The following is a 10,024-nucleotide window of genomic DNA, read 5'->3' on the forward strand; positions in this document are numbered from 1 at the left end:
GCGTTTAATTAGGAGACATTTAAGTGGCTATTACAACAGCAGCGTCCCGATTAGGGACAGAGGCGTATAGTAATCCAACTCCGGTAGAATTGCGCCCCGATTGGGTTGAATATGATATCCAAGGGGTCATTCGTGCCGTCTACCGTCAACTGTTGGGTAATGACTATGTGATGGCGTCTGAACGCCTAACCAGTGCCGAGTCACTGTTGCGGAACGGGTATATCAACGTGCGCGAATTTGTGCGTTGTGTTGCCAAATCAGAACTTTATAAAACCAAGTTTTTCTACGGCAATTTTCAAACTCGTGTAATTGAACTCAATTACAAGCACCTATTAGGTCGCGCACCTTACGATGAGTCTGAGGTAATTTACCACCTAGATTTGTACGAAACCCAAGGGTACGACGCTGATATTGACTCTTACATTGATAGTGAAGAGTATCAAGAGAACTTCGGTGATTATATCGTCCCGTATTATCGCGGTTTTGCGACTCAACGGGGTCAGAAAACCGTTGGGTTTACCCGTATGTTCCGACTTTATCGCGGTTATGCCAATAGCGATCGCGCTCAGTTGGAAGGAAGTGATTCGCGTTTGGCGACTGAGTTAGCGCAGAATTTTTCGTCAGCCGTGGTTGGACCATCGGGTACCAATGAAGGCTGGGCATATCGCCAGTCTGAAAAGGGTGAAACCCCGAGTAAGGCATTGGGAGGTCCTGTCCCTTATGGCACACAAGGCAAAGTTTATCGTGTCGAAGTAGCGGGGATTATTAATCCCAGGTATCCGAAAGTGCGTCGCAGCAGTAAAGCCTTCTTAGTTCCTTATGAAGAACTATCCAACAAACTCCAACAGATTAACCGTCTAGGGGGTAAAGTGGCGAGCATCACACCAGCTTAGTCCAAGAAGGCAGACGTTGACGTCCGCTATAAATAGGCAGATTGAACCGATCTGAACGGATCAGATGGGACTGGGGACTGGAGAGATTAGGACTAGAGAGAAAATAGCGGAAATCGCTATATTATTTCTGATCTCCTAACTCTTGAGACTCTAGTCCCATTGGTATGTTGAGTTAGCAGACAAGTTGAGAATTAAGCCGGATAAAAATAGCTGTTTATCGGTCTAAATCAGAAACTTGGATGATTGATAATTAAAATAGTTAAAAATACCCAAAAGGAGAATTGATTACTATGCTAGGTCAAGTAGCAGCAAGCAGTGCGGCTAACAGCCCATCAGGGAGTCGTTTCTTTACCTATGAAGTCACGGGTTTGCGTCAAAATGAAACCAATGACAAAAACGAATACCCCTTTCGCAAAAGCGGCAGTGTCTTCATTAAAGTGCCTTATAATCGCATGAATGAAGAAATGCGCCGCATTACCCGCATGGGAGGGACAATTGTCAATATTCATCCCGTGAATTCTGATAGTTAGTTGGCGGAGTAAACTGAAGGCTGGTAAACGGTAAGGGATAAGGGGAAATACTATGCTCATTATCTGTTACCGATTACCAGCTAAGGAGAAACGGGGAAGCTGGGGAAGCTGGGGAAGCTGGGGAAGCTGGGGAAGCTGGGGAAGCTGGGGAAGCTAACAAATGACCAATGACCAATGACCAATGACCAATGACCAATGACCAATGACCAATGGTGGTGAATCCTTCACAGTAGAACAAGCACTGGCGAACCTCAAGCAAAGGGATGATTTAAGTCTTTGCTATTATGCGGCGTGGTGGCTGGGAAAATTTCGGATTCGAGACGCCGCCGTAATCGACGCCTTGATTGTGGCGCTAGAGGAAGAGGCAGATCGTACCGAGGCGGGGGGATATCCCCTGAAACGCAACGCAGCACGGGCGCTGGGGAAGTTGGGCGATCGCAAAGCCGTTATGCCACTGATAAACTGTCTAGACTGCTCCGATTTTTATGTACGAGAAGCCGCCGCGCAGTCGTTAGGAATGTTAGGTGATCCCGTTTGTGTTCCTCAGTTAATGCAGTTATTAGAGGGTGGGATAGAGGCGGCTAAACCTGTACCCGGATCACCCCACTTGGCACAACCTTATAATGCTGTCATAGAAGCATTAGGCAGTTTAGGGGCAAAAGAGGCGATCGCATTAATCGAACCCTTCCTAGAGCATAATCAAGAACGAATACAGTACGCCGCCGCACGCGCCATGTATCAGTTAACCGAGAATCCCGCCTATGGCGATCGCTTGGTGCAAGCCCTGAAGGGGAAAAAGTTACAATTACGACGGGCTGTATTAGCCGATTTAGGGGCGATTGGCTACTTAAAGGCAGCAGATGCGATCGCTCAAACCTTAGCGGAAAATAGTTTAAAGCTCATTTCTCTCAAAGGGGTATTAGAGCATGAAGTAAAAAACTCCGCCAGCGAATCGGTTCAGTTATCAGAAGGAGCAATCCATGTGATGAAGCTCATGGATGACTTACTATAGCCTTGTAACCAATGACAAATGACAAATGACAAATGACGAATGACAGATGACCAAACCCTGATTCAAGCCGTTGAACAAGCCGATTCTTCCCCTCGCTTACTTGCTGCTGTGCGAACCTTAGCCAACGCCAAGATAAAAGCAGGGATTCCCACCTTAATTGCTGTCCTCAGTTATAACAACCCTGGAGCCGCCGTCGCCGCCGTCGATGGATTAGTGCAATTAGGAGACGTGGCGGTAGAACCATTGCTCAATTTGCTTGATGAGTATAACTATGGGGGAAGGGCTTGGGCGATTCGAGCATTAGCCCAACTTGCTGATCCGAGAGCCTTAGATACCTTACTGAATGCGGCTGAAACAGACTTTGCTCTAAGCGTGCGTCGTGCGGCGGCGAAGGGTTTAGGAAATGTACAATGGTCAAAATTATCTCCTGAAGAGAGTTCCTTAGCCCAAGGGCGAGTGCTGAAAACTCTACAGATAACCTGCCATGATCCTGAATGGGTGGTGCGTTATGCTTCCGTGGTGGGGTTGCAAGGATTAGCCACGGCGGTAGCCGAAACCCAACCGGATTATTGGCAACAGATTATCACTCATTTTGAGCAACTGATGAAAGATGAGTCAGATTTGGCAGTTCGCACCCGTGTACAATTCGCCTTGGCGCAATTGGTTAAAGCTATTACTGTCCCATATTCCGGCAAATCAAACTAACAATTTAGCACACTAAATACGGAAGACCCGGAATTGAGCGTTTGTGGTTGCGTTGGTATGATGCTCAAGAGAATTGGATTTTGACTGAGGCGGAACAGGAGAGACAACGAGCGGAAGCGGCGGAAGCTCAGTTACAGTCTTTGCTGGAGCGATTGCGGGAATCGGGAATTGATCCTGATACATTGTTAGGTGGTTAGGGTGGAATCGAATGGTGCGATCGCGGCTTCGTGTTATTTTGGCTGGATGAACTACGGCTTTGGGAAGGCTCTGACATAGATGGATTAGTGCAATTAGGAGACATGGCGGTAGAACCATTGCTCTTTGGAGCAACTGCCACCGGAGATGGCAGAGGCTGGGTAGGTAATCGCTTCGTAGCACCACTCGCTGTCTTCCCGCCCTTGGTTCCAACCCAAGGAACCTGTTGAGAAATTTACAGAAGCAACCCTTAGTCAAATAGATCATTTACGCCAGAAGATCTGGGACAAGTTTCGGGGAAACGTTAGAGCTGAAACTGCTCTTAATGCAGCAGAGAACGGTTCAAAACCAGATTTAGACCGGGTTGTTGCATACTTGCAGTTAGCTCTTGATGAAGATGAAGCGTTTGCCAAAGAGGTTCAAACGCTTGCCCAAGAGATCATTAGGATCGGTGAAGTTCAAAGTGAAAATGTTTGGAATGTTTCAGGGGGAGAAGTAAATTACTCTAAAGATAATAAAGCACCAGTGATTCAAGGTGGCAGTGGTCATAGTATCACATTTACTAATATTTGACTGCAGTCATCCGATCAAGAGGCAAAGTTAAAACCAAATCTAGATAGCTTTGGTGGTCTCCTTGAGTGGATCAAAGTAAAATCTAACAACCTAGGTTTACAAGGTTTAAATCGTCCTCATAGAAATCGGCTTTTAAACGCTGTAAATAATACTCGGAGAGAAAAGTTAAATTTTAAAGATTCTGAAATTGAGATTCTTGAGTTAGTTGTTCATTACAGTTTTTTCTGCCTTGAAGAACTTTCCTCACCTAAGTTTGGCAGAATGAAAAGGAAAGACTACTATTTTCGAGTACAACAGTTCCTTGATTCAAAAAAAACAATAAGATCTACCAAGATATTATTGAGTTCGCTCATTAACGAATCAAAAATGTCTAAATTGGTAAAAGAAATAGAACAAAATAATGAACTTACTTAAATGAATTAAATAAAAAGCGTAATCCAAATCTAATTCGAGAATATTTTGAGTTGCTTAGATGGAAAAATAAAGGGTGTCCATTAGAGTTATCTCGTGAACTTATAGAATCTGATGAAAGATTATTGGCAATTAAACAAGAACAACAATCCAACGAAACCTTAACAAGCTATACTGTTAATTCAATAAAATCTGTCAGAACTGAAATATTATCAGCTCAAGAACAGATAGAATGCGTTGAGAAAGAAATTGATTCTTTAATTCAATCAATTTTTTCTTTAAGAGAATCTTTCTTGTCGTTATCATCAAATAAATATACTGAAGAAAAATTTTCATCAGGAGATTCCTCAAAAATACCTAATCTATCTTTACAAAAAATACTTATTTATTTAATAAAGCAGGTTTTGGCAGATATAAAACAAGCTTTCTTATATATAATTAACTATTATCTAGACAAACCCATTATAACAGCTATAACATTAATATTAGTTATTCCTATTTCGTTATTTTTGAGTTGGAAATTTAATGGCTTTTCAACTATTGGCTTACTCATTATCGCATTGGTATATTTTTCAAAAAAAATAAATTATATTTATAAAAGGCATCAGCGAACCTGGAAAGAAAACTCGGCTAAAGTTGAAATAGATCGGCAACAAAAATTAAAACAAGAGTTTGAGGAGCGTATTCATCAAGAACGAAACAAAATAGAGGCATCTTTACAGGAGTTTGAGGTACGCTTACAAGAACGTAGAAGAGATTATCAAAAACTTAGAGAACGTAAACAAAAACTTGAAGCGTACTTGTTACAGGAGGAACAAGAACTTACTGAACTTGAACAAGTACGTCAACAAAAGTTAGATGAATATCAACAAAAACTTGATGAATTAATCTGGCGAGAGAAATGCCGTAGAAATGAGTACCTATTAAAGTTAGAAAAACAAGTTCAAAAATGGCTGGATGACGATATAGAACGCCTTACTCATGAAGGCATGAAAAAATTAAAGATAATATCTAATAGCGATTATGACTATGATCAAGTTAATGCTTTAAAAACCGAAGAAGTTCGGGTAGTTATTGGTGTTACAGAAAAAACTAAAAACTTTGAAAATATTCTTGTTGATAGTGACATTAACTCTTTCACAGAATCTTCTGAAAGCCAAGAAATATATATAGATCAAGATGATTTTGAAAGTGAAAAAAGTTTTGATGGAAAAAATAGGAAGTACGGAGTCTATGGATTTGTAGCTATATTCCTATGTGCCAATTTTTTTAGTTATTATAAATGTTATTATAATTTTATACGAAGAAAAACTGTCGATGAAGAAATTGCTGAATATATGTATGATAGTATTGTCTCTATAAAAATCCAAGAAAAATCTTCTGTAAGATTAAAAAATGAACAGCAAAAGAATGTATACAGGAAACGATTATTGATTACAACAAATGACGGAAAAGTTGTATGCTTTAATTTCTCAAGAAATAGGGTAGAAAAAAAATATTCTATACGTTTTTCTCAGATCGAAGAAGCAGCAATAGCTATTCGAGATATGTTAAGTCAAAGACGCATAGATAAAACGTTTACTGAAAATTTAGACTATACCTAGGAATGGAAATTAAATAATATTCAGTCTAGGGGATCACTATCGTCTAGGAGTGGCGGTGGAATGGGCGGTGGAATGTTTGGATAATCCGGCAACAGTAAGTGACGCTCCAGTATTATCCGGATTTGTGCTGGATTTAAGCAAAATTTGGTGAATTTTAAGGATGCGATCGCGAACATATTTCTCAAATTCTCAATTCAAGAACTGACAATCTTTAATGACAAAAGTTTTAGGGTTTATCCTAATTCGCAAATTTTCCAATCTGGTTATGAATCTACTCTCACTCCTTTAATATCTATAGCTGTAAGACAAGGGTTTAGTCAATGGCATTATCAATAGTCACAGATGTAAATCAAGAAAATCCTGAAGAACTGGTTAATTTATGATGCTCAAGGCAATGCTGCTGTTTATTAAAATTTCTAACTTCCATTTATGGTAGTCTAGGGGGGATTACTTCCTTGCTCACGCTAAAAGATTGACTTATGCAATTAGAAGACTACTTAGACTTCATTACCACTGATGACATTCGTATTAAAGGCACGCGGATTGGAATTGAAACCATCCTGTACGAATACATCTATCGCCGCCGTACAGCCGAAGAAATAGCCCAAACTTATTCCTCGTTAACTCTAGAGCAAGTTTATGCTACGATTCTTTACTACCTGCATCATAAAGAAACAGTAAGCAACTATATAGGCAACTGGTTAGAGTATTGCCTACAATCCGAACAAGAGCAGGATAAAAATCCTCCCCATGCTGTCGTCAGACTGCTGAAATTAAAAGCAGAGCAAGAACCAGGAAAAGTTGCTCTCAATGAAAATTAAATACTTACTCGATGAAAACTTACCCTCTTTCTATCAGGTACAGCTTCTACGCCTTCAATCCAATTTAACGGTTTGGATGATCGGCAATCCGGGACTTCCACCCAGAGGAACTAAAGACCCAGATATTCTACTTTGGTGTGAGCGAAACAACTTTATCCTAGTGACCAGCAATCGTAGTTCAATGCCTGTACATTTAACGGAGCATTTATCTCAAGGTCGCCACATTCCAGGCATCTTTGTGCTTCGTCCTAGAGCAGAAATTGGAGAAATTATTGACAATTTAATTTTTATTGCCTTAGCAGCAGAAGAAAATGAATTTCAAGACCAAATTATTCACATCCCTTTAAGGTAGGATTAGCATTGTAGGGGCGCACCGACGTGCGCCCGATTTAACCGTCAAATCTATTCCACCATTTTAGCTGTGTTACTACCATCGTGCATTAGCACTCTGGGTAAATCACTGAATCAACTGCTTTGCGATCGCAAACCCCTCAACTTCAGTTTTTCCACGACTCATCTAGGACAAAATCATGGATATTTTTCAGCACAAAGCCGCTCTCTTCTTTAACTAAATCTCCTGTACAGGAAATAGGAAACCGTTCTTGATAGGCTTTTATAGCAAGAATGTACTCATGGTTAAACAACTCCATCTTAATTTCCCGAAGTTGATCACATACTACACCAAAAATGACAATCGTTCCGCTTAATTGGTCAGCATTAGGAGCATGAATTTGCCTAACGAATCCCGGAATCTTTATATTATTAGCTGTGGCAATAAGTTCGCTAATAATCTCAAGTTGAGAACGATTTTCTATTGTTTCCAGTGTTTCCAAAATAACACTCATAGAAACCGGAAACCCCGGTATGTCCTGATTTAGGGGTAACAGAATAGTTGCCGACTCTCCTCCCTCATTTTCTTGTATCCAAATTGAGGCTTTATCCTGCAAATGGTTTTGTTTATGCCAGCCGTGATTTTGCAAGTAGTTGGCTACTTGTTGAGGTCGGATTGATTGCAGAATATTGATATCCTTTACGGTAACATTCATAGAGCTTCTCCTCTGGCGATACATTCCATAAGACTTGTTAGGGCATTCACCGTAAATCTATTTACTCTAGGAATAGATACAGTTACGGTTTCCTGATTCTCTGTCGATGCTTCTCCAGCTAGGGATATCCAGTAACCACAACGTTTGAGACAGAGCTTATCTTCTGATTGATATAACCAGTCATTAATGTTATCAGGTACTACAACAACCACGAGGATTAGAGGTGGATATTGCTGGGAAACTCTCAGTTATTCATAATTCTTAACTTTGAGTGGATACTTCAGATGATTTTCATCTAGAATTGCTCTTGAAGTACATTTGAGTTGAACGTATAGCTGAGGATTCCCCATTATTCCCTGCACACCAATCCCTGTAAAGATCAAGTCAATTCCCAGTTGATCTAAGGGCGTAGTTGTTCTCTGGAACGAGTAACCTGCGGCTGAGGCGATCGCATAAACATAAGCATAGCTGAATTCTTCTTTTTGGATGTTAATATTCACCCTGATTAAACCTTCTACCCAGTTATCGCAAATTAAATTATGTCCCTATCCCAGCAGTCTAGCCAATCCCGCCCCATATACCTGGACTACCACTCTACCACCCCCACTGACCCCAGAGTGGCAACCCAAATGCTACACTACATGACTACCGCCTTTGGTAACGCTAGCAGCATTGACCATACTTATGGAGATGAAGCCGAACAAGCTGTCTCCCAAGCCGCAACTCATATCGCTAACTTAATCGGATCATCCGCCAAGGAAATTATCTTCACCTCTGGCGCAACTGAAAGCATTAACCTCGCCCTCCAAGGATTCGTTAGACTATTCCATAGTAATACCTCAAAAATACCCCGCCTTGCTGTCTCCCCAGTGGAACATAAAGCCGTTTTAGACACCTGCAATACCCTCGCCAAAAAAGGATTAGCCGAAATCATTAATCTTCAGGTTGACTCCAAAGGTAGACTCGACTTGGATTATCTGGAAAACACCTGTAAAAACGGCATTTCCTTGCTGTGTGTTATGGCAGCCAATAACGAAATTGGCACGATTTATCCCATCCAAAATATCGGACAAATTGCCCAAACCCACAGAATCCCCTTCCTCTGTGATGCATCCCAAGCCGTCGGAAAAATTCCGATCAATTTTCACGACTGGGGGATCACCTATCTAGCCATCTCCGCCCATAAACTCTATGGACCCAAAGGTTCAGGCGCATTAGTGGTGCGAAAAAAATATCCCCTAGAACCAATTCTCTGGGGTGGAGGTCATCAGAACGGTATGCGATCGGGTACACTTAATGTTCCCGGTATTGTCGGTTTAGGCGAAGCCTGTCGTCTGCGTCAGTTAGAAATGACCGAAGATGAAACCGCGATCGCATCCTCTAGAGATAAACTCCAAACCCTGCTGCAAGACAGCATTCCCGACGTCGTTATTAATGGCGACACGACTCACCGTCTTGCTGGGAATCTGCATATTTCTATTCCTGATATTCCCAATAGTGCAGTGATTGCTAGAATCCGTTCCCAACTCGCCATCTCCACCGGTTCCGCCTGTACGTCGGGGGTTGAAACACCATCCCATGTACTGCGATCGATAAAGTTATCGGATAATTTAATAGAAGGGGCATTGCGTATCGGTTTAGGCAAATTTACAACAGATACAGAAATTCGTCAAGCCGCTGAAATTTTGTCAACAGCCGTTAGCAAAATTCGTCAAGCTATTGATGGAAATTAGACAAAAACCAAGCCCAAAGCCTAAACTCGCTGAGAATAAAACTCATCAAAACCCTTGCTCCCCAGACGTAGCATGCTACGTCTCTACATGCTCCCCCGGCTTCCCCCGCTCTCCCCCACCACAGCACTTATTCAGCAGCCCCGACTTAGGTCACTAACTAGGGCTTGCTGTATAAATGTGTAAGGTAGACCAGGTAGGGGTTTCAAACCATTTTTCGACCCAACAAGTGCAAGGTTTTTATACTACCCCCCTCTTGTATCCTGAACTATTAGCCGACAACACCACCAAATTTTACCTCGACAGAGGGGTGAAACCATTGCCCATAGACCAATCCACAACGAGCATGTTACCGAGCGGAGTCGATGTACCCCGAGGTGATCCCAAATCCCTCTCCCCACAACAAGACTTTTTCAGAAGCCCCTAACTTGGTAATGCGTTCGCTAATTCCGTTCCTTGACGGGTAATCGACTCACAGCGCAACTCACCCCCATGGCGTTCCAC

Annotated in this window: 11 protein-coding genes and 3 pseudogenes; 12 read left to right on the plus strand and 2 right to left on the minus strand. The window is 41.9% G+C overall.

Annotation, left to right across the window (positions count from 1 at the left end; genetic code table 11):
- Nucleotides 1-23: 23 nt before the first annotated feature.
- From RID53_RS08685 to RID53_RS08735, 11 genes and pseudogenes are all read left to right on the plus strand, one after another.
- The gene (locus RID53_RS08685; RefSeq protein WP_446387729.1) at nt 24-893 is read left to right on the plus strand and encodes a phycobilisome rod-core linker polypeptide; all 870 of its coding nucleotides are present in this window, start codon (nt 24-26) and stop codon (nt 891-893) included.
- Between the two features lie 290 nt (nt 894-1,183).
- On the plus strand, nt 1,184-1,423 hold the full coding sequence (locus tag RID53_RS08690; protein ID WP_446387730.1) for a phycobilisome linker polypeptide: 240 nt from the start codon (nt 1,184-1,186) through the stop codon (nt 1,421-1,423).
- A 202-nt stretch (nt 1,424-1,625) separates the two neighbouring features.
- The gene (locus RID53_RS08695; RefSeq protein WP_446387731.1) at nt 1,626-2,435 is read left to right on the plus strand and encodes a HEAT repeat domain-containing protein; all 810 of its coding nucleotides are present in this window, start codon (nt 1,626-1,628) and stop codon (nt 2,433-2,435) included.
- A 39-nt stretch (nt 2,436-2,474) separates the two neighbouring features.
- Nucleotides 2,475-3,140, plus strand: coding sequence for a HEAT repeat domain-containing protein (locus tag RID53_RS08700; protein ID WP_446387732.1), 666 nt, complete (start codon nt 2,475-2,477; stop codon nt 3,138-3,140).
- A gap of 29 nt (nt 3,141-3,169) precedes the next feature.
- Nucleotides 3,170-3,337: pseudogene (locus RID53_RS08705) on the plus strand (Uma2 family endonuclease); the annotation flags it as partial.
- Between the two features lie 30 nt (nt 3,338-3,367).
- The gene (locus RID53_RS08710; protein WP_446387733.1) at nt 3,368-3,565 is read left to right on the plus strand and encodes a hypothetical protein; all 198 of its coding nucleotides are present in this window, start codon (nt 3,368-3,370) and stop codon (nt 3,563-3,565) included.
- Between the two features lie 145 nt (nt 3,566-3,710).
- Nucleotides 3,711-3,908 (plus strand): hypothetical protein, encoded by a 198-nt coding sequence (locus RID53_RS08715; protein ID WP_446387734.1) that lies wholly within the window; start codon nt 3,711-3,713, stop codon nt 3,906-3,908.
- A 536-nt stretch (nt 3,909-4,444) separates the two neighbouring features.
- Nucleotides 4,445-5,923, plus strand: coding sequence for a hypothetical protein (locus RID53_RS08720; RefSeq protein WP_446387735.1), 1,479 nt, complete (start codon nt 4,445-4,447; stop codon nt 5,921-5,923).
- A 64-nt stretch (nt 5,924-5,987) separates the two neighbouring features.
- Nucleotides 5,988-6,074, plus strand: a pseudogene (locus RID53_RS08725) (Uma2 family endonuclease); the annotation flags it as partial.
- A 328-nt stretch (nt 6,075-6,402) separates the two neighbouring features.
- Nucleotides 6,403-6,744: a DUF433 domain-containing protein gene (locus RID53_RS08730; protein ID WP_446387736.1), complete on the plus strand. Its 342-nt coding sequence runs from the start codon at nt 6,403-6,405 to the stop codon at nt 6,742-6,744.
- A complete protein-coding gene (locus RID53_RS08735; protein WP_446387737.1) occupies nt 6,734-7,096 on the plus strand; it encodes a DUF5615 family PIN-like protein in 363 nt (120 codons plus the stop codon). Before RID53_RS08730 ends, RID53_RS08735 begins: the two co-directional genes overlap by 11 nt.
- 145 nt (nt 7,097-7,241) lie before the next feature.
- On the opposite strand, the gene RID53_RS08740 is transcribed toward RID53_RS08735, so the two are convergent.
- Both RID53_RS08740 and RID53_RS08745 read right to left on the minus strand, forming a co-directional pair.
- Nucleotides 7,242-7,790, minus strand: coding sequence for a hypothetical protein (locus RID53_RS08740; protein WP_446387738.1), 549 nt, complete (start codon nt 7,788-7,790; stop codon nt 7,242-7,244).
- A pseudogene (locus tag RID53_RS08745) lies at nt 7,787-8,290 on the minus strand (DUF4365 domain-containing protein). Before RID53_RS08745 ends, RID53_RS08740 begins: the two are co-directional and overlap by 4 nt.
- 39 nt (nt 8,291-8,329) lie before the next feature.
- Here RID53_RS08745 and RID53_RS08750 point away from each other — a divergent pair.
- Entirely contained in the window at nt 8,330-9,523 is a 1,194-nt protein-coding gene (locus RID53_RS08750) for a cysteine desulfurase family protein (protein ID WP_446387739.1), read from the plus strand.
- Nucleotides 9,524-10,024: the final 501 nt, after the last annotated feature.

It is taken from the genome of Coleofasciculus sp. B1-GNL1-01 (assembly GCF_040220235.1).
GTDB lineage: Bacteria > Cyanobacteriota > Cyanobacteriia > Cyanobacteriales > Coleofasciculaceae > Coleofasciculus.

Excerpts from the sequence above, each read along its gene's own strand:
- RID53_RS08690 (WP_446387730.1), top strand. The coding sequence starts at position 1,184 with ATGCTAGGTCAAGTAGCAGCAAGCAGTGCGGCTAACAGCCCATCAGGG.
- RID53_RS08695 (WP_446387731.1), top strand. The coding sequence starts at position 1,626 with ATGACCAATGGTGGTGAATCCTTCACAGTAGAACAAGCACTGGCGAAC.
- RID53_RS08700 (WP_446387732.1), top strand. The coding sequence starts at position 2,475 with ATGACAGATGACCAAACCCTGATTCAAGCCGTTGAACAAGCCGATTCT.
- RID53_RS08730 (WP_446387736.1), top strand. The coding sequence starts at position 6,403 with ATGCAATTAGAAGACTACTTAGACTTCATTACCACTGATGACATTCGT.
- RID53_RS08735 (WP_446387737.1), top strand. The coding sequence starts at position 6,734 with ATGAAAATTAAATACTTACTCGATGAAAACTTACCCTCTTTCTATCAG.
- RID53_RS08740 (WP_446387738.1), bottom strand. The coding sequence starts at position 7,790 with ATGAATGTTACCGTAAAGGATATCAATATTCTGCAATCAATCCGACCT.
- RID53_RS08750 (WP_446387739.1), top strand. The coding sequence starts at position 8,330 with ATGTCCCTATCCCAGCAGTCTAGCCAATCCCGCCCCATATACCTGGAC.